The sequence below is a fragment of the Streptomyces lydicus genome (assembly GCF_000717345.1).
In the GTDB taxonomy this organism is placed as follows: Bacteria; Actinomycetota; Actinomycetes; order Streptomycetales; family Streptomycetaceae; genus Streptomyces; species Streptomyces lydicus.
In genome coordinates, this window is record NZ_JNZA01000015.1 from 209,871 (window position 1) to 230,775 (window position 20,905).

Consider the following 20,905-nt stretch of genomic DNA (forward strand, 5'->3'; position numbering starts at 1 on the left):
TCAGAGCTCGTGGCCGAGGACCGACGCCAGGTCGCGCACCAGGTCGTGCGCGGCATCGGGGATGACCGTACCGGGCAGGAAGACCGCCGCGGCGCCCATGTCGCGCAGCGGCTGCACGTCCTGCGGCGGGATCACCCCACCCACCACGATCGTGATGTCCTCCCGCTCCTCCGCCGCCAGCGCCTCCTTCAGCGCGGGCACCAGCGTCAGATGGCCGGCGGCCAGCGACGACACCCCGACGATGTGCACGTCCGCCTCGACGGCCTGGCGGGCGACCTCGGCCGGCGTCTGGAACAGCGGGCCGACGTCGACGTCGAAGCCCAGGTCGGCGAAGGCCGTGGCGATCACCTTCTGGCCGCGGTCATGGCCGTCCTGGCCCATCTTGGCCACCAGGATGCGCGGCCGGCGTCCCTCGGCCCGCTCGAATTCGGCCACCAGCGTCCGGGTGCGCTCTACACCGGAGGAGGGGCCCGCTTCGTCTCGGTACACACCGGAGATCGTACGGATCTGGCCGGAGTGCCGCCCGTAGACCGTCTCCAGGGCGTCCGAGATCTCACCGACCGTCGCCATCGCCCGGGCCGCGTCCACCGCCAGCGCCAGCAGATTGCCCTCAAGTCCCGTACCGGGCTTGGACTTCGCCGCCTCCGTCAGCGCCCGCAGCGCCTGCTGGCAGGCGTCCTCGTCGCGCTCGGCGCGCAGCCGCTTGAGCTTCTCGATCTGCTGGGCCCGCACCGCGGAGTTGTCGACCTTGAGGACCTCGATCTCCTCGTCGGTCTCCACCCGGTACTTGTTGACGCCGATCAGCGCCTGCCGGCCCGAGTCGATCCGCGCCTGGGTACGGGCCGCGGCCTCCTCCACCCGCAGCTTCGGGATGCCCGCGTCGATCGCCTTGGCCATGCCGCCGGCCGCCTCGACCTCCTCGATGTGCTGCCAGGCCCGCTGCGCCAGGTCGTGGGTCAGCCGCTCGACGTAGGCGCTGCCGCCCCACGGGTCGATCACCCGGCAGGTGCCCGACTCCTGCTGCAGGAACAGCTGGGTGTTGCGGGCGATCCGGGCGGAGAAGTCGGTCGGCAGGGCGAGCGCCTCGTCGAGGGCGTTGGTGTGCAGCGACTGGGTGTGGCCCTGCGTCGCCGCCATCGCCTCCACACACGTCCGGGTGACGTTGTTGAACACGTCCTGCGCGGTCAGCGACCAGCCCGAGGTCTGCGAATGGGTGCGCAGCGACAGCGACTTGGGGTTCTTCGGGTCGAACTTCTGGACCAGCCGCGCCCACAGCAGCCGGGCCGCGCGCAGCTTGGCGATCTCCATGAAGAAGTTCATGCCGATCGCCCAGAAGAACGACAGGCGGGGGGCGAAGGCGTCCACGTCCATACCGGCCGCCAGCCCCGCGCGCAGGTACTCCACCCCGTCTGCGAGGGTGTACGCCAGCTCCAGGTCGGCCGTCGCGCCGGCTTCCTGGATGTGGTAGCCGGAGATCGAGATGGAGTTGTAGCGCGGCATCTTCTGCGAGGTGTACGCGAAGATGTCGGAGATGATCCGCATCGAGGGCTGCGGCGGATAGATGTAGGTGTTGCGGACCATGAACTCCTTGAGGATGTCGTTCTGAATGGTCCCGGCCAGCTTCTCCGGCGGTACGCCCTGTTCCTCCGCCGCCACGATGTACAGCGCGAGAACGGGCAGCACCGCGCCGTTCATCGTCATCGACACCGTCATCTTGTCCAGCGGGATGCCCGCGAAGAGCTGCCGCATGTCGTAGATCGAGTCGATGGCGACGCCCGCCATGCCGACGTCGCCGGTGACCCGCGGATGGTCGCTGTCGTAACCGCGGTGCGTCGGCAGGTCGAAGGCGACCGACAGGCCCTTCTGGCCCGCCGCGAGGTTGCGGCGGTAGAAGGCGTTGGACTCCTCGGCGGTGGAGAAGCCGGCGTACTGCCGGATGGTCCACGGCTGGTTGACGTACATCGTCGGGTACGGGCCGCGCAGATACGGTGTGATCCCCGGGTACGTCCCCAGGAAGTCCAGCCCCGCCAGGTCCGCCTCGGTGTAGAGCGGCTTGACGTCGATGCCCTCGGGCGTCTCCCAGGTCAGGTCCGCGACGCCCTTGCCGGTGGCCTGCGCCACCGCCTCCGCCCACCGGCCGTCACCGGACGAGGCGTCCGGCGTGCCCAGCTCCACGGTGCTGAAGTCCGGGATCTCCACCATCACGCCACCTCCATGACGTCCAGGGCCGAGGACAGCACCTCGACCGCGTCGCAGCCGGCGAAGACGAAGGAGTCCACCCCGGCCGCCTCGAATTCCTCCCGGCGCTCGCCCGGCTTGCCGGCGAGGTAAACCCGCAGCGCCCCGGCCGACTTCAGCGCGGCCGCCACGGCCGCCGCCTGCTCGCCGTACACCGCGTCGCTGGAGCACAGCACGGCGATCCGCGCGCCACTACCGGCGAAGACCCCGGCCGCCGACTCCGCGTCCACCGTCTCCTGCACCGGCTCGATGCCGCCCGCCTGGAAGAGGTTGGCGGCGAAGGCCACCCGGGCGGTGTGCGCCGCGACCGGGCCGAAGCCCGCCAGCAGCACCTTCGGACGGTCCCCGGACGCCGCCAGGTGGGTGTCGGAGCGCGACCGCAGCCGCTCGTACGCATCATCCCTGCGCACCCGCGGCAGCCCTCCGCCGGAGCCCGTCCGGGGGGATCCCCCGCCGACGGGGGCGGGTGCCGGCTCGCGGTCCACCGGCGCCTCGGCGAGGTGCGGGAACTCACTGACACCGGTGATCGGTTCGCGCCGGCGCGCCAGGTCCTCGCTGCGGCGCGCCCAGGTGGCCGCCAGCCGGTCGGCGAGCATCCCGGAGCGCAGCGCCGCGGCCTGGCCGCCGGCGCCCTCGATGTCCTGGAAGAACGCCCAGGCGGCGCGGGCCAGTTCGTCGGTGAGGTGCTCCACGTACCAGGAGCCGCCCGCCGGGTCGATCACCTTGGACAGGTGCGACTCCTCCAGCAGCACCGACTGGGTGTTGCGGGCGATCCGGCGGGCGAACGCGTCGGACACACCGAGCGCCGCGTCGAACGGCAGCACCGTCACCGCGTCCGCGCCGCCCACCCCTGCGGACAGCCCCGCGACGGTGGTGCGCAGCATGTTCACCCACGGGTCCCGACGGGTCATCATCACCGTGGAGGTGACCGCGTGCTGACGCTGTGCGGACGCCTCCGGCGCGACGCCGCAGACCTCCGCGACCCGCGCCCACAGCCGGCGCGCCGCGCGCAGCTTGGCGATGGTCAGGAACTGGTCCGCGGTGGCGGCGTAGCGGAACTCCAGCTGCCGGCAGGCGTCGTCGACGTCCAGCCCGGCGCCGGTCAGCTGCCGCAGATAGGCCACGCCGGTGGCCAGCGAGGCAGCCAGCTCCTCGGCCGCCGAGCCGCCCGCCTCGTGGTAGGGCAGCGCGTCGACGGTCAGCGCGCGCACTCCCGGCGCCTCGGCGACGCAGCGGCCGGCCAGCCGGGCCGCCGCCTCCAGCTGCACCCGCAGCTTGCTGTCGTCGCCGGTACGGGCCAGCAGGCCGAGCGGATCGGCGCCCAGCGAGGCGACGGCCTCGCTCAGCGGCACACCCGACGCGGCGTACAGGCGCAGCAACTCCTCGGCGGCCGGGGCGAAATCGGCGCCCGCGTCCAGAACCACCGGGGCCAGGTCCAGATAGACGCCCTTGAGCGCCTCCGCCAGACCGGCCACCGGCACCCCGCCGTCCCCGACGGTCAGCCAGACCGAGGTGGTGCCGTTCTCCAGGTCGGCGAGCACCGCTTCGTTGGCGCGCCGCGGATCGGTCTGCACGTGCCGCTGGCGTACGTCCCACCCGGCCACGGTCGTGCCCTCGGGACTCCCGCCGCGTACGAACGGCGGAAAGCCGGGGTGGCCCACGGGGGCCGCGCCGTCCTCTGCGGTGTACAGGGGGCGGATGCGGATCCCGTCCTGGAGGTCGGTGGCGAGGGCGTCCTCGGCGGCGGCACCCGTTGCCTGCGTGACGCCCGATTTGCGCAGCACGCCTTCGACGAGACGCTGCCACTGCTCTCGGTCGGCATCAGGGAAGGCCGCGGCCAGGGGAAGTTCGGTGGACTCGGCGGTCATGGCAGCAGGCTAAGCGAACGACCGTTAGCTGGAGCAGGGGCTCCAGCTGTGACGTTGCACTCGTTGACCACTCATGGATGTTCATATCTATGCGTCACTGACCGGTTCTGTACGGTGGGCACCGCACCCGAACGAGGAACGCGATGCCCACGGCACCGACCCCGCGCACCACGACCGCCGCGGCCCTGCTGCTGGCCGCCACCGCCCCCCTCTGGACGCTGCCGGGAGACGCCGCGCCCGACCGTGCCGCACCCTGCACCGGCCGCCGGATCGCCTCCTGGTCGGTCGATTCCCGCCGCACCGCCGCGTTCGCCCGCTACGGCGACGACAACACCCGGGGCGACGACTGGACGGGCGGCGACGGCACCCACTCGGTGCGCCTCCCCGACGGCCGTACGCTCTGGCTCTTCTCCGACACCTACCTCGACCGCATCCAGCCACCGCCCGGCCGGCGGGGCGGGCCGCACCGCCGCACCGCCGACGGCGGCGGAACGCCACTCCTGCGGCACAACTCCGCCGTGCTGATGTCCCGTTCGGGCCGGCCGGAACGCACCCTGACCGGCGGCCCGCCGTCCGCCCCGGGGCCGTTCTTCCCCGACCCGCCGGGCGGCGGCCTGCGCTGGCCGGTGCGGGCGGTGGTGGAGCCGCGTACGCCCGGAGCGCACGAGAAGGTCGTCCGGGTCCTGCTGTGGAACCGCGCGCCCGGGACGGGACCGTGGATCTTCGGGGTGCCACGCGCCACCGAGGTCGCCACCCTCTCGCTGCCCGGCCTGCGGCTGGAGAGCATCCGCGAGGCCGTGGGCCGGACCGCCGCCGACCCGGGCGAACGGGTCCTCTACGGGGCCGCCGCGGTCCGGCACGGCGACTGGACCTACGTCTTCGGCGGCGACGACCCGCCGTCCGCACCCGGCTCCGGCGCCTGGCTCGCCCGGGTCCCGGCCGGGCGGCTCGCCGACCGGGGGAGCTGGCGGTTCCGGGACGGCGGCCGGTGGCAACGGCGGCCGGAGCGGGCCCGGCCGGTGCTGCGGGTCGCCGGCCGGCGGGGCGTCGGCAGCGCCTTCACCGTCGTCCGCGACGGCCCGGCCTGGGTGCTGTTCACCATGGACACCGGGGGAGACGGCTCCGCCGGGATGCGCTCCCTCACCAGCTACTGGGCCTGCGCACCCCAGGGCCCCTGGCACGGCCCGCACGGGCACCTCACCCCGCCCCGTCCGCCGGCGCCCGACCCGCGGCACGTCGTCGTCTACAACCCCCAGGCCCACCCGGAATTCACCGCGGACGGCCGGCTGCTGCTCAGCTACGACATCAACTGGCTGGGCCCGCCCGGCGTCCCGCCCGACTCCCGGCTCAACGGAGATGTCGCGCTGTACCGCCCGTGCTTCCTGCGCGTCCGCCTGGGACCGGCGGCGTGACAACGGGCCGGAACGGGCCGCCGCGTCCGCTCAACTGCCGTGCCGCTCCCGCCACTCACGGGCCCGCTCGTCGATGTCGTACGGGGTGAGGTTGAGCGGCGGGCCCTCCAGCGGGGTGCGCAGCGCCGCACGGATCTTGTCGTTGACGGCCGTCAGGATGCGGCGCAGGGCGGCCTCGCTGGGCGCGACGGCCGCCGCCTTCAGGGCCTCCTCGGCCTCCTTGCGCAGGGCGAGGGTCGGCGGCAGACAGGAGAGGTGCTCCCGGCTCATCTTCTCCCTGATCCACCACATCTCGTCGTACGGCTGGTCGAGGTGGGGGAGGGGCTTGCCGGCGCCGGGCAGGCGGGCGAAGTCGCCGCGCTCCGTCGCCTCACGGATCTGCCTGTCGACCCAGGTCTCGAAGGTGACCCCAGGGGGTTTGCGCTCGGTCATCACATCTCCCCGTACCGTGGCCTCTTTGCCGGTGCTGTCAGCCTACGCCGCCGATGCTGCCGGAGCCGGTGCTGGTGCCGGTGGGACTGGGCTGCGAGACCGTCGGGGTGGGCTGGACCACCGGGAAGGCGTTGTTGCCGCCGCACACCATGGGGCCGACCCGCACCCTGTCGCCCACCAGGGTCACGACGACCTGCCCGGCTGGTTTGTTCCCGGGCACCCGGGCGTTGGCCGCGGTGCACACCAGCTGGTTCAGCGAGGCGGAGTCCAGCAGCTTGGCGTTCATCGGCAGGGTGATCACGACGGTGCCCTCGCCGGTGGCGGCGGTCAGCCGGCCGGGGAACTTCGGCAGCACACTGGACAGGCCCCGCATCCGCTCGGCGTGGTTCGGCCCGTCCATCAGCAGCTGGATGGCCTGCTCGGGATCGACCGGGGCCTTCGCCGGGCGGGTCGCCGAGCGCAGCCCGGACGGCCCGTAGAAGAACAGCTGGACGTCGGCCGCCGGCTGGCCCGGTGACTTGACCCCGCTCGCCGGCTCACCGGCATCGATCACGTCCGTGGGCGCGATGCCGCAGCCGGCCAGCGCACCGGCCAGTGCGCCGGAGACCACGCCGCCGACCACCCGCCGGGTCCGTGCCGCTCGCCGTACGGGGGCGTTCGTGGTGCTCATACGTCGTTCTCCTTCGCGGTGCGGGGGCCCGCGGCGCTCGTCGCGTCCGCCCCTTCCGCGTCCGCCGTCTCGTTCGGCTCGTCGTGCCGCAGCGGCAGATCGACCGTGAACACCGCACCGCCCTCGGGGCAGTTGGCGGCCCGCATCGTCCCGCCGTGCAGCCGGACGTTCTCCATCGCGATGGCCAGGCCCAGGCCGCTGCCCTCCGAGCGGGCGCGGGCCGAGTCCGCCTTGTAGAAGCGCTCGAAGACGTGCGGCAGCACCTCGGGGTCTATGCCGGGGCCGCTGTCGAAGACCTCGATCAGCAGCCGGTCCGCGCCGGGCTCCGGCGCGTGCAGCACCACCCGGACCGGCTCGCCGCCGTGGTGCAGCGCATTGCCGACCAGGTTGGCGACCACCACGTCGAGCCGCCGCGGATCGAGCCGGGCCCGCACGTCCTCCGGCAGCTCCGCCGTCACCCGCTTCTGCCAGGCCCTGGCCTGCAGCGTCTTCCGGATGGTCTCGCCGACGTCCACCTCGTCCGGGTGCAGCGCCGCGGCGCCCGCGTCGAACCGGGAGACCTCCATCAGGTCCTCCACCATCCGCGCCAGCTTGCCGGTCTCCTGGCTGATCAGCCGGACCGCGGAGGCGGTGTCGGGGTCGAGGGAGTCGGCGTCCTCGTCGAGCACGTCGGTGACCGCGGTCATCGCCGCCAGCGGCGTCCGCAGCTCGTGCGAGACATCGGCCGCGAACCGCCGGGAGTTGGCCTCCAGCCGGCGCAGCTCGGCCATGCTCTCCTCCAGCCGGGCCGCCATGTCGTTGAAGGTCCGCGACAGATCGGCGAGTTCGTCGGCGCCCTTGACCTCCAGCCGGGTGTCCAGCTTGCCCTCGGCGATCCGCCCGGCGGCCTGCCGCAGGCCCCGTACGGGCCGCAGCACCCCGCGCGCGGCGAGCAGCGCCGGGATCACCGCGAGGATGAGCACCGGCAGCGCGCCCCGCTGTGCGGCGCTCACCAGCGCCTCGACGTTGGCTTCCTCCGCGCTCAGTGGAAGTTGGGCGTAGACGGACAGTGCGGACGCCTGGCCGTCGGACTGCCGGACCGGCATGCCGATCACCAGCCAGGGGGCACCGGCCCGGTCGATGCGCTGGAAGGCCGGCACATGGCGCTTCTCCACCGACGACTTGAGGTCGGCGGGGATCACCACCCCGCGCCGCAGCCCGCCCTCGTCGCTGTCCGGCACGCCGCGGTAATGCACCGAAATATCCCATTCGCGGGATTTTCCGGAGCGCTCCAGCTGGACCCGGAAGTTGTCCAGGTCCGCCTGCGCCGGCGGCACCGTGAGCTCCGGCGCCAGCGAATTGACCTGCGCGCGCAGATCGTTGACGGCGATGTCCTGGGAGCGCTGGAGGATGGCGTTACGGGCCTCGCGGTAGGTCAGCAGCGCGGTGGTCAGCGCGCTGACGGCGGCCACCACCAGGAACCCCACCACGAGCCGGGCCCGCAGTCCGCGCAGCAGGGTGCGCGACGGCACCCGGCGGCCGAGGCGGTTCACAGCGGCCCGAAGCGGTAGCCGAAGCCGCGCACGGTCTGCACGTAACGGGGGCTGCGCGGGATGTCCTCTATCTTCGTCCGCAGCCGCATCACACAGGCGTCCACCAGCCGCGCATCGCCGTGATAGCTGTGCTCCCAGACGTGTTCCAGCAGCTGCTGACGGCTGAAGACCTGCCCCGGGGTGGCCGACAGGAACAGCAGCAGCTTCATCTCGGAGGGCGCCAGCGCCAGGTCCTGGCCACCCTTGCCGACCACCAGCCCGGCCCGGTCGATGGCCAGCTCGCCGTACGTCTCGACCGGAGCGGGCCCCGGCTCCACGGCCGGCGCACCGTCGGCGGGCAGCGCCGTACGACGCAGCACCGCCCGGATCCGGGCCTCCAGGACCTCACCACGGGCCGGTTTGACGATGTAGTCGTCGGCGCCCGCCTCCAGGCCGAGCACCACATCGAGATCGTCGCCACGTGCGGTGAGCATGATGATCGGCAGCTGCCGCTCGGCGCGTATCAGCCGGCACACCTGGAAGCCGTCCTTGCCGGGCAGCATCAGGTCGAGCAGCACGATGTCGGGCCGGAAACCCGGCAGGACCGCGAGGCCCTCCTCCCCGCTGGCCGCCGCCGCCACTTCGTGGCCGCGCCGCCGTAGCGCCAGGGTCACCCCGTCCCGTACGGCGGCGTCGTCCTCGATCAGAAGTACACGTGGCATGGGTCCAGTATCAATAAGTTTCATGATGGATCCGTAACAGGAGCAGCCTGCTCGCTCCCCCGTGCATCTGTGGTGGTGGAAGGCGGCCGGGCGGACCAGCGCCCGGCGCCGTCCGGTACGGACACCAGCACGGCACGAGGGACGGGATAACGATGGCGCGGCGCTTCGGCATTGAGGGCGGGATCATCGGAGTGGTGGCGGCGGCCGTGGTGTCGCTGGGGATCGTCGGGGCGATCGCCTCCGGCCAACTCGGCGGGCCCTCCCAGGCCGAGGCGGACACCCTCAGCAACTCCCAGCAGCCCAAGAAGGCGCCCCGCATCGCCCCCGTCGACCCGTCCATCGTGCACGCCTCGGACCGCCCCGGCCGCAGCCTCAACATCACCATCGACGACGGCCCGGACCCCGTCTGGACCCCGAAGGTGCTGGAGGTGCTGAAGAAGCATGACGTCAAGGCGGTCTTCTGCATGATCGGCCCGCAGGCCCGGGCCCACCCCGAGCTGGTCCAGCAGGTGGTGGCCGCCGGGCACAAGCTCTGCGACCACACCGTCAGCCACAACACCGGCATGGACCACCAGCCGGACAGCTACCAGTCCCGGCAGATACTCGACGCGCAGAAGATGATCGAGGACGCGGCGGGCGGCGCGAAGGTCGAGTACTACCGCGCCCCCGGCGGCGCCTTCACTCCCTACAGCCGCCGGCTCGCCGCCGACCACGGCATGCGCCCGCTCGGCTGGAACGTCGACAGTAAGGACTTCGAGAGCGGCAGCGTCGAGGCGATCGACGCGACGGTACGCGGCGAACTCACCAACGGCCCCACGGTCCTCTTCCACGACGGCGGCGGCGACCGCTCCCGAACCGTCGCTTCTCTGGACCGGCTGCTGCCCTGGATGAAGCAGCAGGGCTACGGATTCGGATTCCCCAAGCGCTAGGAACGGCGCTTCGGCAGCGCCAGGAACGGCGGGACGGCGCCGGTGCGGCAGTTGGTCCTTCGCGGGGCCGGCGGCCGCACCGGTGCGTTTGGGGGTGCCGGTGCTGGTTTCCGGTGCGTGTGGGGGTGCCGGGTCGCTGGGTTCCGCGGCTTCTGCGCAGGTTTCTGCGCCGTTTTCGGCGCCGGACGTGGGCGTCGCCGTGTGTCGCCGGGTGCTGAAGTCCGTTTCCGGCCGGCCGGCCCGCCGGGCGCTTCCGTTCCCCGCGCCCGGCCCGCCCGTCAGCCGTCAGCGGCTCACGCTGCGCCGAACAGTTCCGCCAGGGCGCGGTCCATGCCCAGGTGCGCCGACTCGCTGCCCGCCTGCACGACCGCGTAGGAACGGGCGAGGAACTGCCGCACGTCCTCGGTTCTCAACTGCACCATCGCGATGCCCTCGTCGGCGTGGAACTCCATCACCGTGCGGTCCGGGCCGCTCGGCCGCACCCGCACGTCACCCCGCCCGGCCGGCGCCCGCAGCCCCTCGTCCAGCAGCTCACGGGCGAACGCCCAGTCCACCGCCGAGCCGTCCAGCGATATCTCCGGCGGAAAGGACATCCGCACCGCGAGCGGGTCGGCGGGCTGGTAATGCAGCATCGCGGGGACCGCGTACGGGCCGGGAGTCGTCGCGATGAGACGGACCTGGACGGCTTGGTCGATGACGGTGTTCATCGCGCTGCTCCCTCACGGCTGTCGGGCATGGGCAAGGCTCGTCCAGTAAGACGGTGTGCCCACTCTCGCCGTGCACGCGACAGGGGTGTGATGTATCTCATGTTGACGGGGGTGTGCTGGATATCCCCCTCGCCTATGGCAGTTGGCGCCCCCTGGCGCCTCCCACGCAGCCGCGCCACCGGGTGGGCCGGGCACGCGCCGTCCCGGCGGACCGGGAACGGGCCCTTCCGGTGGACCGGAACGGGCCCTCCCGACGGGCCCGGGGGCTAGCCCTGCCGGTGGACCAGGAACTCGTCGAGCAACCCCGGGGTCACCGCCGCCGCGAAGCCAGGCGCCGCCTCGGCCGCGAGGTCCCGGACCCGGTATCCGTCCTCGCCCGCCGCGACCGCCGCGGTCAGCGTCACCAGCCCGGAGCGGCGGGTGAACGGCGAGGTGGAGAACGTCCAGGCGGCGATCGCCGACCGCTGGAGCGCCAGGGTGTCGCGGCTGAAGGTCCCCGACCGGGCGACCAGGTACGCCCCGCGGATGCCGTGCCCCAGACTGCGGTACGCGTCGCGGGCCAGCCACCACACCACCGGCGTGGTGACCGCCGCGTAGATCCACGCGCAGTGCAGCAGTACGGGCGTGAACGCCACACCGAGACCCGCGAGGACGGCAGCGCCGGGCACCACCACGAACAGCAGGCCGCGCGTCCGCCGCCGGCGCAGCGCCGCCCGCGGATGCCCGGTCAACGGCTCGGCCTCCGGGAACGCCGCCCGCAGCGCGCCGCTCGCGACCCGCAGCGCCTCCGTGCGGGGCGCCGGCGGCAGCAGCCCACTGCGCTTGCGGTTCTCCTCACGGTTGCCCAGCCCGCCGGCCACCGCGCGGACCAGTGCGCCGCCGCCGGCCCGCAGCAGCAGCGGTTCGCGTAGCAGCACACCCCGCAGCCGGGTCCCTTCGATGGTCACCGAGCGGGTGGTGAACAGCCCGCGGCGCACCCGCAGCGAGCGGGCGTCGGTCCACTCCAGGCTGTAGTGCCACCAGTTCTCGACGTAGAGAGCGATCGCGCCGACCGAGCCGAGCGCGAGCACGACCAGCAGTGCCGCCGGCACCGTCAGCCACAGCGCGCTCGCGCCGAATTCGGCGAACGCCCGCTGCACGAAGCCGAGTTTCCACGGCTCGATGCCCATCCCGTCCAGCGCCCGGTAGACCGACCCCGCCACGACGAACACCCCGCCGACGACCCAGAAGGTCAGCGGCGCATAGCGCAGCCAGCGCCAGCTGATCCGCGCCACCACCGGGTCGTCCGCCGCGCCCTCGGCCTCGGCCCGGGCGAGCAACTCCGCTCGCAGTCGGTCCGCTTCGGCGACCGTGAGCGCCTCCAGCGACAGCTCGCTGCCGCCGTCCCCCGAGCCCGCCGTACCCGCCCGCAGGACGGTCACGCCCAGCAGCCGGTGCAGTGGCGACGCCGTCAGGTCGACGGTGCGGATCCGGCGCAGCGGCACGCTCCGCAACCGCCGGTTCAGCAGCCCGCTCCGTACCTCCAGGGTGTCCGCGGTGACCCGGAATTCCGTACGGGCCCACCGGATCAGCCCGAGCGTGGTGACGACGGCGAACGAGGCGGCGATGGCGGCGAGCGTGATCCAGGCGCCGGTGGTGATCCGCCCTCCGGTGGCCAGCGCCGTCAGCGCCAGTGAGGCGAGCGGCGCCCCCATCCAGCCGCAGTGCACCAGCAGCGTACGGGGGTCCAGCCGCCGCCACGGTGCGGTTGAGGTGGGGGGAGCGGTGGCGGGCGCGGAAGGGGGAGCGTCAGGGTGAGCGGTGGGGGACGTGCCGGACGCGGTCGGCGCGAGCCCGGGCGTCCCGGGGTCCCGGGGCGCGCTCATGCGGCATCACCCGGTACGTCCTGCGCGGCCTCACCGATCCGCCGGGACAGCTCCTCGGCGTCCGCGTCGGACAGTCCGGCGATCTTGATGTCACCCGCGGTCGAGGCGGTGGTCACGGTCACCGTCGCCAGCCCGTACCGCCGCTGCAGCGGACCACGCACGGTGTCCACGGTCTGCACCCGGGACAGCGGCGCGATCCGCCGCTTCTGCCAGAACCAGCCGCCCGCCGCGTACACCGCACGCCCGCCCAGTTCCCACGCGTGCACCGCGTACCGCCACCGGGGCATCACCAGCAGATAGCCGACGGCCGGCACGACGAGCACGACCAGCAGCAACGGCCCCAGCCACGGCAGCGCGCCGGGGAAGAACAGTATCGACAGCACCGCCATCACGAGCGCGATCAGCAGCATCGGGCCGCTGAGGGTCAGCAGGGCCTGGAGCGTCCACCAGCGGCGCGCCCGGGGATCGACGCGGTGGCGGGGCGGTCGCAGCAGCGGGGTGGCGGGTTCGGGCATGCGGGTCACCGGTTTCCAAGTCAAGCGTATTGAGTACGGGTACGTTATAACCGTACGAGCGACTTGTAAAAGCGGACCGGGCGGCTGCACGCCGGGCCCTGCCCGACATGTCGCCGACTTCGGGAAAGGCCCTTCACGCACGAGAACCGTGGTGCGCCGGAGGTCACAAAGCCCGCGAAGCCACCAAGCCCGGGGCGGGAGCAGGGCAGCCCCTGCGCTCCCGCCCACCGCAAGAAAGAAGTCGCGTCCGTGCCCAAGAAGGTGGACCACGAAGCCAGGCGCCAGGAAATCTCCGAGGCGCTCTGGCGGATCGCCAGCACCCGCGGGCTGGACGGCGCCAGCCTGCGCGACGTCGCTGCCGAGGCCGGCATCTCGCTCGGCCGGCTGCAGCACTACTTCCGCACCAAGGACGAAATGCTGGTGTTCGCCCTCCAGCACATCAACCGGCTGGCGGCCGGCCGGATCCGCGAACGCATCGAATCGCTCGACCAGGAACCCACACCACGCGCCGTCCTGCGCGCCTGCCTGTCCGGCATGCTGCCGCTGGACGACAAGAGCCGCATCGGTCTCCTGGTCGGCGCCGCGTACTACGCCCGCGCCGTGCACGACCCCGCCCTGCGCGCCGAAGCGCAGCACGGCATCCCGCAGCTCCGCGCCTTCTTCGCCGACCAGCTCCGGCGGGCCGCCGAACGGGGTGAGCTATCCCCGGAGCGTGCGACCGAGGACGAGGCGATGCTGCTGATCAGCGCCGTCGACGGGCTCGCCACCTACGTCCTGCTGGGCGTCCATGAGCCGCAGGACGCGCTCCGCATGCTCGACCTGAAACTGGCGCACCTGTTCGGGGACGCCGGGGAGGGAGTGGAGGGGCAGGAGAGGGTGAAGGGGAGGGAGGGGGCGGGGCGGTAGGAGGGGCGCGGGAGGGTCGGGCCGGTACGGCGGTCGGGCCGGCCAGGAGGCGTCAGTCGCTCGGGGGGAGGGACGCGATCAGGCGTGTCCGGAACGGGAACGGGTGGGTGGAGCTCCGGCTTCACGCCCCGCGCAGCAGGGCGGCCAAGTCGGCCTCGACGTCCAGATGCTGGATCTCGCCGCCCCTGGGCACGATCTCGTACGCCTGGTCCAGGAAACTCCGCAGGTCCTGCGCGTCGAACTGCACCAGGGCCATCCCGTCGAGGGTGTGGAACTCCACCACGACCACGTCGCGTTCGCCGTCGGGATTGGCCGGCCAGATCTGCACGTCGCCCGCACCGGCCGGCTCGCGCAGACCCTCCTCCAGCAGTTCCCGCGCGAACGTCCAGGTCACTTCCGCCCCGTCCAGCGAAGCGGCGGGCGGAAAGGCCAAGCGAACCGCGAAGGGGTCGGCGCGGTCGTAGCGCAGGCTCGCCGGGATTGCCCGCGACTGGGGAGCGCTTGCGATGAGTCGGGCCTGAACGGCTTGGTCGATGACGCTGGACATCGCCGGCTCCCTTGCAATTGTTGCGAATTCCTGGGTCTACAACCACTAGGACGGCCGGGCCGTCGCGTGAGGTGCATTGGATTCCCATGGAACCCACGTGACCTGTGTCACGCGCCGTTGAATTTTGCGAAATGCCCTCTTTGGCGACGCCGACGAGCGGTTGACGTTATGTCAGTATCCGCGGTCGGCGGCGCAAGCCGGGGCATTACGAGGAACCCGCGCGTCTGCCGCGCACTCAACTCGCCCTGATTGTCCTGACTGCTCTGACTCCTCTGTCTGTTCTGTCTGTTCCTATTGCGGTTACTGCCCTTGCTGTCCTTACTGCCCTTACTGCCTTGGTTGCGTCGACTGTGCTGACTGTGCCCACCGCGCCGGCTGTTCACCGGCCTTCTTGTGGTCTGGACGGGAAGGTCGGGCTGGACTAGCTTCCAGCGCACAACCTGAGCGGGGTGGGGCGAATGCGGCGCATGGGGCGCTCGTTGTGCAGCGGCTGGATTTCGGGCAGGTACGACAAGGGAAGGCAGCCTGCCCCTGGTTCCGCACGGAGGCCGTTGCGTCGGGGCGCCGCCCTTTCCGCTGCCGCGACACTTACGGCGCTTACGGCAATTACGGCGCTTACGGCGTTCGCGGTGCCGTCCGCCGTCCCACAGGCGGCGGCCGCACCGGTCGGCGCAGCACCCTCGGCCGCCACGCGTCCCACCCCGGACGCCGGCTGGCACTGGCGCCTCAAGGGCAGCGGCAGCACCGCCCGTTTCCGCGGCCTGGCGGCCGTCAGCCGTACCACCGCCTGGGTCGCGGGTACGTCCGGCACCGTCCTGCGCACCCACGACGGGGGCAAACACTGGACCGACATCTCCCCGCCCGGTGCCGGGGCGCTGGAGTTCCGCGACATCGAGGCACTTGACGCGCGCCGGGCGGTGATCCTCGCGATCGGCGAGGGAGCGGCCTCGCGGGTCTTCCGTACCGACGACGCGGGGGCCACCTGGACCGAAAGCTTCCGCAACGCCGATCCCCGCGCCTTCTACGACTGCCTCACCTTCTTCGACCGGCGCCACGGCATCGCACTCAGCGACCCCGTTGACGGCAAGTACCGCATCCTGTCCACCGGGGACGGCGGACGCAGCTGGCGCGTACTGCCGTCGGACGGGATGCCCCCGGCGCAGGACGGCGAGGCCGCGTTCGCCGCCAGCGGTCAGTGCCTGGTCTCCAGCGGCAGCCACGACGCCTGGATCGCCACCGGTGGCGCGGCCACCGCCCGCGTCCTGCACACCGCCGACCGCGGCCGTACCTGGTCGGTCAGCGACGCGCCCCTCCCGGCGGGCGACCCGGCCCGCGGCGTCTTCGCCCTCGCGTTCCGCGACCGCACCCACGGCCTCGCGGTCGGCGGCGACTATCGCCCCGACCAGCCCTCGCCCCACGCCGCCGCCCTCAGCAACGACGCCGGCGCCAGCTGGAAGGCGACCCCCGCACCCCCGCAGGCATACCGCTCCGGCGTCGCCTGGCTCCCGCACTCCCGACGCCTCGCGCTGGCCGTGGGCCCGTCCGGCAGCGACCTCACGCTGGACGGCGGTCGTACCTGGCACTCCTTCGACAACGGCTCGTACGACACCGTCGACTGCACCCCTGACCTGGGCTGCTGGGCCGCCGGCGAACGAGGCCGGATCGCACGCCTGGAACCGTGAGGGACGCGGCCCGGCGGCCGGAACGTACGGATCCGAGGCCGCCGGGTTCGCGCGGCGGGTACGCCTGCCCACCGGGAAGAAGAATCTGTGCGGGGGAGGGTGTGGGCGAGGGCGCGGAGGTGGGGGCGGGCGCGGGTTGCGAGTGTGGGGGCGGCGGGGGCGTCCGCCGCCCGCCTCACTCCATCAAGCTGCCGAGCCGCCCTTCCAGCACGACCAACAACTCGCCCAGCGCCTCGGAGAGTTCCTCCTGCCGCTGATCACCGATGCCGTCGAGCAGCGCGGCCTCGTACCGGAGCTGTTCGGGCAGGAGCCGGTCGATGGTTTCGCGTCCCTCGTCGGTGAGCGAGAGATGCGCGACCCGCCGGTCCCGGTCGTCGGGCCGCCGCGCGATCAGTCCCCGCTCCTCCAACTGCCGCACGCGCTTGGTCACCGCGGCGCCGGAAGCGAACGTCTCACGGGCCACCCGCCCCGGGGTCAGCTCGCGGTCCATCCGGCGCAACGTACCGAGGATGTCGAACTCCGGACGGGTGAGCCCGGCCCGTCGCAGCGGCGCGTCGGCCGCCTGCTGCAGCAGCGCGGAACAGCGGTTGAGCCGCCCGATCACCGCCATCGGGCCGGTGTCCAGCCCGGGGTGCACCTGCTGCCACTGGCGCAGCACCCCTGCGACGATGTCCTCGGTCACCCGCACTCCTCTCGGCCATTCCGTACGCCCCCAATTGTGCCTTCCGCAGGTCGCCGGCCGCCGCGCGGGCGGGCGCCCGGGCGCGCAGTTCAGGCGGCCAGCGCCGGCGCCGAAAGCCGCCGGACCAGACCCGCCAGCGCACGATGCCCCTGCTGCTCGGCGTGCGCGATCCGCTCCTCCGGCAGGGCGCGCTGCCACCACTCGCCGGCCGCCACCTCCGCGGCTTCGCGCAGCTCGACCAGCGCGCCGACCAGCCGATCCCGCGCCCAACCGGCCTCCAGAGCGTCGTCGGCCCCCGCCGCCCCTGCCGTCCCTGCTGTCCCTTCCGGCGTCTGCGTCGTCTGCGTCCGCCCCGTACCGTCCGCTGCTCCCGCCCCATCCGCCGGGCCCGCCGCCAGCAGCCGGGAGGCGGCGGCCTCCGCCCGCGCCACCCGCTCCAGCGCGACGTCGATACGGTCCGCCGCCCGCCGATTCGTCACGGCGATGCAGCAGACCAGGCCCACCCCCGCACCCACCACGGTGTCGATCCAGCGGTCCGCGATCAGCGTCGTTGCCGGCAGATGGCTACCGAATTCGGTCAACAGCAGGGCCATCGGCGTGACCCACACCGAGCCCAGCCAGTAGTTACGGGTGATGCACGCCTCCGCGCCGATCTGGAAGGCCAGCGCCAACGCGATCATCGCGAGCTGCCCGGTGTGGATCAGCGGCAGCAGCGCGGTGAACAACCCCAGCCCGAGCAGATTGCCGAGGGTGCGCTGCAACGCGCGCTGCCAGGAGAGGGTGGTGTTGGCCTGGTAGATGGAGGCAGCGGTGACCACGGCCCAGTACGGGTGCCCGACGCCGACCGCCATCGACGCCCAGCCCGCCAGCGCACACCCGACGGCCACCCGTGCCCCTATGGGCAGCAGCGGGGAACCGGGCGCGAGCCGGGCGAGGACCGCCCGCAGCCCGCGCGGCCACCCCGGCACAGGCCGCCGCAACCCCGCGACTCCCGCCCCGCCCAGCTCACTTCCGCCCATGGCCGTGGCGCGCCCCGCGAGGTGCGCCTCAGCCCGTCCAGCGGTGCGCCCCGCGACGTGCCCGCCGGGCCGCCCCGCGAGGTGCGCTTCCGCCCGCCCCACGGCGCGCGCCGTACGTCCCTCCAGGCTCTCCTCCACGGCCTCGATGCCCCGCAGCTCCTCGGCCTGCGCCGCCGACAGCGCAACCCACGGCAACGGACGCCCCCGCCGCAGATCCCGCGCCCAGACACGCAACCGTTCGGCTTCGGCCTCACGGTCCACCACCGGGCCCACGAGGGCCTCCCGGTCCACCCCACCGACGCGCCGGCCTTCACCGGACCGGACGTGCGAAGGGAACGGGCCGGCGGCGGACCGGCTGTCGCACGCGAGCCGGCCGACACCGGACCGGACGTGCGACGCGAAGGGGTCGGCACCGAGTTGGTCGCGCGAGGGAAACGGGCCTGCGCCGGGCTGGTCGTGCGAGGGGAACGGGCCGGCACCGGGCTGGTCGTGCGAGGGGAACGGATCGCCACCGAGGTGGCCGTGCGAGAGGGAGGGGGCGGCGTCGGACCGGTGGTGCGGAGAGAGCAAGCCGACGCCGGACAGAACGTGTGGCTCGCTCCCCACCCCGCCCTGGGCCTCCTCCTCAGCGCCGGCGTCGCCCAGCGCCGCCTCCGCGCGCACCAGCAGACGTTCGAGGCCGGCACGCGCCGCGGCCTTCTCCGGCGTACGCGCGGGAGGGACCAGGAAGAACGTGTGCCAGGCCGCATTCACGGCCGCCGCGGCGCCGTGCCGCGCCTGCGCCACGTCACGAGCGCCCGGTGCGGCCCCACCCGCCGCCGCACCGGCCACCTCCGACTCCGTACGCAACAGCCCCGCCGCGGCCTCCAGCGCCCGGGCGGTGGCGATCCGCTCCGGCCCCTGGGGCCGGATCAGGGCCGGCGCCATGCACACGAGCCAGGCGAGCGCGCCGGTGCCGAGTGCCAGCCCCAGATGCAGCGGCACCTGCCCCAGCTGCTGCGGCACGAAGAAGGCCGAAGCCGCGATGAAGGTCAGGATGAGGTTCCCCGGCGGGCCGATCCGCGTCGCGTCACAGATCATCTTGTGGGCCGCGGCGACCAGCGAGGCGAGGACGACCAGCAGCGCCGTCGACGTCACGAGCGACGCGGCGGTCAACGCGATCCCCAGGCTGGCGACCATGCCCAGCACCACCCACGGCAGGGCCCGGGCACGAGCGGCGTACGGCAGACCGTGCGCATACAGGGCGCACATCGCCCCGGCCGAGGTGTAGAGGACCAGATCCAGCCGGCCCAGGGCGTACAGAGTGGCATCGGGAATCGCCAGCGCCACGACAGCGCTGAGCGCCGGCTTGTGCCAGATGTCGACGGGGCGGCGCAGCCGCACGGTGCTCTTGATCGGCAACGGCCGGGCACGCACCGTGCTCCCCGGCCGCGCGCCCCCTCTCTTCCCTGCAGGCTTCGCGTGCTTCCCCATACCAAGAAGCTTAACAGGTGTTTTACTAGCGAAATATTAGCCCAGGGTCCGCCCACACCCACGTCACGGAAGTCAGGGATCCGCCGTCCTCCGTCGGGCCCCATGGCCTGCGCTCCACCCTTGACAGTCGGGGGGCGACAATGACCGGGTGCCATCCGCCAAGAAGAAGACGACCACTGCGAACGCCTCCCCGGAGCGCCGCCGCGAACTGCTCAACACCGCGGCCGAGGTCTTCGCCGCCCAGGGCTACAACGCGACGACCGTCCGCCGGATCGCCGACGAGGCCGGCATGCTCGCGGGCAGCCTCTACTACCACTTCGATTCCAAGGAATCGATGCTCGACGAGATCCTCTCCACGTTCCTGACCGAGCTGTGGGACGGCTACGACGCCGTACTCGCCGCCGGGCTCGGTCCGAGGGAGACGATCGAAGCGCTGGTCACCGAGTCCTTCCGGGAGATCGACCGACACCGCGCCGCGGTCGCCATCTACCAGAAAGAGGCCAGGCATCTCTCCGCCCAGCCCCGCTTCCGCTATCTCGCCGACTCCCAGCAGAAGTTCGAAAAGGCATGGCTGGGCACGCTGGAGCGGGGTGTCGCCGACGGTGTCTTCCGCGCCGACCTGGACATCCGCCTCACCTACCGGTTCGTCCGCGACACCGTCTGGATCGCGGCGAGCTGGTACCGGCCGGGTGGTCGGCACAGTCCCGAGGAGATCGCCCGCCAGTACCTCTCCATGGTCCTGGACGGCATCGCGCTGAGCGCCTGACCCCACAGGCGCGCGCCGCCCGGCCCCGCGGCCATGACTACCCGGCGGTCATCTGAGGCATCCCGTCGCCCAGGGCATGCCCTCGTACGTGACCAACCTCCGCACGCGACTGCACCGCGCACGGCGTGCGACTAGCCGCCCCGCCGCGAGGCCGGCGGTACTCCGCGCGGCTCGGCTCGCGGCTCAGCTCAGCTCATGGCTCAGCAGGGGGTGTTCCGCACGTACAGAGCTCGCGGCGTCGAGGTCGTCCCGTAGCGGAAGTCCTTCGTCGCACCCTTGGGCAGGCGGCCGTGAGGATCCTTGTGGTACGGCACGACGATGATGAAGCACGAGGTGCGCTGGGCGCACAGGTTCGTCAGGCGGACGTACCGGTCGTGGCCCTTGTTGAAGTACTTCCGCACCTTCACGCACTGCGGCGAGTGGCCGGCCGCGGCCGCGTCCGAGGCGGTGGCCACGGTCAGCGAGGCGCTGCACGCCACCGCCGCCAGCGCTATGGCCGTGATCTTTCGCATGTGAGCTCCCCCGAGAAAAACTCAGAATCAGACACCCCCGCGAACCCGTTCTGGGTTCGCACGTTCATTCCCCATTGTCCATGCCCGCCCAGCAAAACCAGCCCCGGGTGCCACACGGGGACACAACCGCGACATAAGCGCGCCCCCCTCGGTGCCCGTACCGCCCCGCCGCAGAGCAACCCGCAAAACCAACCGGCACCCCGCGTACCTGCCGCCGCAGACCCGCAAACTCCCAGGTCGTCCCGCCCCTCACCCCAACGGTCAACCATCGTCGACACCCCCGTTACGGCGGGCGCCACGGGGCCCCGCGCCCGCCCGGGTACGTCCCGCCCCTCCTCCCGAACCTGCTAGTCCTCCCCGCCCTCCGGCAACCCTCGCTTTGCTGAGCTTCTGTCTCTTATACACATCTCCGAGCCCACGAGACTCCTGAGCATCTCGTATGCCGTCTT

18 protein-coding genes are annotated in these 20,905 nt (G+C 72.7%); 5 read left to right on the forward strand and 13 right to left on the reverse strand.

What is annotated here, in order from left to right:
- The gene (scpA, locus tag OO62_RS17255; RefSeq protein ID WP_033268296.1) at positions 1-2,202 is read right to left on the reverse strand and encodes a methylmalonyl-CoA mutase; all 2,202 of its coding nucleotides are present in this window, start codon (positions 2,200-2,202) and stop codon (positions 1-3) included.
- Complete coding sequence (locus OO62_RS17260; RefSeq protein WP_033268297.1) at positions 2,202-4,106, reverse strand: methylmalonyl-CoA mutase subunit beta; 1,905 nt, start codon at positions 4,104-4,106, stop codon at positions 2,202-2,204. The genes scpA and OO62_RS17260 overlap by 1 nt, the downstream gene beginning before the upstream one ends.
- A gap of 143 nt (positions 4,107-4,249) precedes the next feature.
- On the opposite strand from OO62_RS17260, the gene OO62_RS17265 reads away from it, so the two are divergent.
- Complete coding sequence (locus OO62_RS17265) at positions 4,250-5,518, forward strand: glycoside hydrolase family 183 protein (protein ID WP_033268298.1); 1,269 nt, start codon at positions 4,250-4,252, stop codon at positions 5,516-5,518.
- Between the two features lie 30 nt (positions 5,519-5,548).
- On the opposite strand, the gene OO62_RS17270 is transcribed toward OO62_RS17265, so the two are convergent.
- From OO62_RS17270 to OO62_RS17285, 4 genes are read right to left on the reverse strand one after another with little or no spacing between them, the layout of a single operon-like run.
- Positions 5,549-5,950 carry a DnaJ family domain-containing protein gene (locus tag OO62_RS17270; RefSeq protein ID WP_033268299.1) on the reverse strand — a complete coding sequence of 134 codons (402 nt, stop codon included), beginning with the start codon at positions 5,948-5,950 and terminating at the stop codon, positions 5,549-5,551.
- 37 nt (positions 5,951-5,987) lie between these two features.
- Positions 5,988-6,620 (reverse strand): GerMN domain-containing protein, encoded by a 633-nt coding sequence (locus OO62_RS17275; protein WP_033268300.1) that lies wholly within the window; start codon positions 6,618-6,620, stop codon positions 5,988-5,990.
- Complete coding sequence (locus tag OO62_RS17280) at positions 6,617-8,152, reverse strand: ATP-binding protein (RefSeq protein ID WP_051733321.1); 1,536 nt, start codon at positions 8,150-8,152, stop codon at positions 6,617-6,619. Before OO62_RS17280 ends, OO62_RS17275 begins: the two co-directional genes overlap by 4 nt.
- Positions 8,149-8,853, reverse strand: coding sequence for a response regulator transcription factor (locus OO62_RS17285; protein ID WP_033268301.1), 705 nt, complete (start codon positions 8,851-8,853; stop codon positions 8,149-8,151). The genes OO62_RS17280 and OO62_RS17285 overlap by 4 nt, the downstream gene beginning before the upstream one ends.
- Before the next feature lie 152 nt (positions 8,854-9,005).
- Here OO62_RS17285 and OO62_RS17290 point away from each other — a divergent pair, with 152 nt between their 5' ends.
- A complete protein-coding gene (locus tag OO62_RS17290) occupies positions 9,006-9,782 on the forward strand; it encodes a polysaccharide deacetylase family protein (protein ID WP_033268302.1) in 777 nt (258 codons plus the stop codon).
- Positions 9,783-10,075: 293 nt separating this feature from the next.
- Here the strand turns inward: OO62_RS17290 and ssgD (OO62_RS17295) are convergent, their stop codons facing one another.
- The 3 genes from ssgD (OO62_RS17295) to OO62_RS17305 form a co-directional block, all read right to left on the reverse strand.
- A complete protein-coding gene (gene ssgD / locus OO62_RS17295; protein WP_033268303.1) occupies positions 10,076-10,489 on the reverse strand; it encodes a spore wall synthesis regulator SsgD in 414 nt (137 codons plus the stop codon).
- A gap of 266 nt (positions 10,490-10,755) precedes the next feature.
- Positions 10,756-12,354 (reverse strand): PH domain-containing protein, encoded by a 1,599-nt coding sequence (locus tag OO62_RS17300; RefSeq protein WP_033268304.1) that lies wholly within the window; start codon positions 12,352-12,354, stop codon positions 10,756-10,758.
- Positions 12,351-12,869: a PH domain-containing protein gene (locus OO62_RS17305; protein ID WP_033268349.1), complete on the reverse strand. Its 519-nt coding sequence runs from the start codon at positions 12,867-12,869 to the stop codon at positions 12,351-12,353. The genes OO62_RS17300 and OO62_RS17305 overlap by 4 nt, the downstream gene beginning before the upstream one ends.
- 249 nt (positions 12,870-13,118) lie before the next feature.
- Between OO62_RS17305 and OO62_RS17310 the strand changes: the two genes are divergently transcribed.
- Positions 13,119-13,775 (forward strand): TetR/AcrR family transcriptional regulator, encoded by a 657-nt coding sequence (locus tag OO62_RS17310; RefSeq protein ID WP_051733323.1) that lies wholly within the window; start codon positions 13,119-13,121, stop codon positions 13,773-13,775.
- A gap of 121 nt (positions 13,776-13,896) precedes the next feature.
- Here OO62_RS17310 and ssgD (OO62_RS17315) read toward each other — a convergent pair whose 3' ends face one another.
- Positions 13,897-14,322, reverse strand: coding sequence for a spore wall synthesis regulator SsgD (gene ssgD / locus OO62_RS17315; protein WP_033268305.1), 426 nt, complete (start codon positions 14,320-14,322; stop codon positions 13,897-13,899).
- A gap of 629 nt (positions 14,323-14,951) precedes the next feature.
- Between ssgD (OO62_RS17315) and OO62_RS17320 the strand changes: the two genes are divergently transcribed.
- Positions 14,952-16,004, forward strand: a complete 1,053-nt coding sequence (locus tag OO62_RS17320) for a WD40/YVTN/BNR-like repeat-containing protein (RefSeq protein WP_228332573.1) — start codon at positions 14,952-14,954, stop codon at positions 16,002-16,004.
- Between the two features lie 175 nt (positions 16,005-16,179).
- Here OO62_RS17320 and OO62_RS17325 read toward each other — a convergent pair whose 3' ends face one another.
- Entirely contained in the window at positions 16,180-16,686 is a 507-nt protein-coding gene (locus OO62_RS17325) for a MarR family winged helix-turn-helix transcriptional regulator (RefSeq protein ID WP_033268306.1), read from the reverse strand.
- Positions 16,687-16,775: 89 nt separating this feature from the next.
- Complete coding sequence (locus tag OO62_RS40655) at positions 16,776-18,956, reverse strand: FUSC family protein (protein WP_338326206.1); 2,181 nt, start codon at positions 18,954-18,956, stop codon at positions 16,776-16,778.
- 370 nt (positions 18,957-19,326) lie between these two features.
- Here OO62_RS40655 and OO62_RS17335 point away from each other — a divergent pair, with 370 nt between their 5' ends.
- Positions 19,327-19,944: a TetR/AcrR family transcriptional regulator gene (locus OO62_RS17335; RefSeq protein ID WP_033268307.1), complete on the forward strand. Its 618-nt coding sequence runs from the start codon at positions 19,327-19,329 to the stop codon at positions 19,942-19,944.
- A 200-nt stretch (positions 19,945-20,144) separates the two neighbouring features.
- On the opposite strand, the gene OO62_RS17340 is transcribed toward OO62_RS17335, so the two are convergent.
- Positions 20,145-20,456 carry a hypothetical protein gene (locus OO62_RS17340; protein ID WP_033268308.1) on the reverse strand — a complete coding sequence of 104 codons (312 nt, stop codon included), beginning with the start codon at positions 20,454-20,456 and terminating at the stop codon, positions 20,145-20,147.
- Positions 20,457-20,905 lie beyond the last annotated feature (449 nt).

Coding starts and splice junctions, on each gene's coding strand:
- OO62_RS17340 (WP_033268308.1), bottom strand. CDS start 20,456: ATGCGAAAGATCACGGCCATAGCGCTGGCGGCGGTGGCGTGCAGCGCC.
- scpA (WP_033268296.1), bottom strand. CDS start 2,202: ATGGTGGAGATCCCGGACTTCAGCACCGTGGAGCTGGGCACGCCGGAC.
- OO62_RS17290 (WP_033268302.1), top strand. CDS start 9,006: ATGGCGCGGCGCTTCGGCATTGAGGGCGGGATCATCGGAGTGGTGGCG.
- ssgD (WP_033268303.1), bottom strand. CDS start 10,489: ATGAACACCGTCATCGACCAAGCCGTCCAGGTCCGTCTCATCGCGACG.
- OO62_RS17285 (WP_033268301.1), bottom strand. CDS start 8,853: ATGCCACGTGTACTTCTGATCGAGGACGACGCCGCCGTACGGGACGGG.
- ssgD (WP_033268305.1), bottom strand. CDS start 14,322: ATGTCCAGCGTCATCGACCAAGCCGTTCAGGCCCGACTCATCGCAAGC.
- OO62_RS40655 (WP_338326206.1), bottom strand. CDS start 18,956: ATGTGCGCCCTGTATGCGCACGGTCTGCCGTACGCCGCTCGTGCCCGG.
- OO62_RS17260 (WP_033268297.1), bottom strand. CDS start 4,106: ATGACCGCCGAGTCCACCGAACTTCCCCTGGCCGCGGCCTTCCCTGAT.
- OO62_RS17300 (WP_033268304.1), bottom strand. CDS start 12,354: ATGAGCGCGCCCCGGGACCCCGGGACGCCCGGGCTCGCGCCGACCGCG.
- OO62_RS17270 (WP_033268299.1), bottom strand. CDS start 5,950: ATGACCGAGCGCAAACCCCCTGGGGTCACCTTCGAGACCTGGGTCGAC.
- OO62_RS17275 (WP_033268300.1), bottom strand. CDS start 6,620: ATGAGCACCACGAACGCCCCCGTACGGCGAGCGGCACGGACCCGGCGG.
- OO62_RS17265 (WP_033268298.1), top strand. CDS start 4,250: ATGCCCACGGCACCGACCCCGCGCACCACGACCGCCGCGGCCCTGCTG.
- OO62_RS17305 (WP_033268349.1), bottom strand. CDS start 12,869: ATGCCCGAACCCGCCACCCCGCTGCTGCGACCGCCCCGCCACCGCGTC.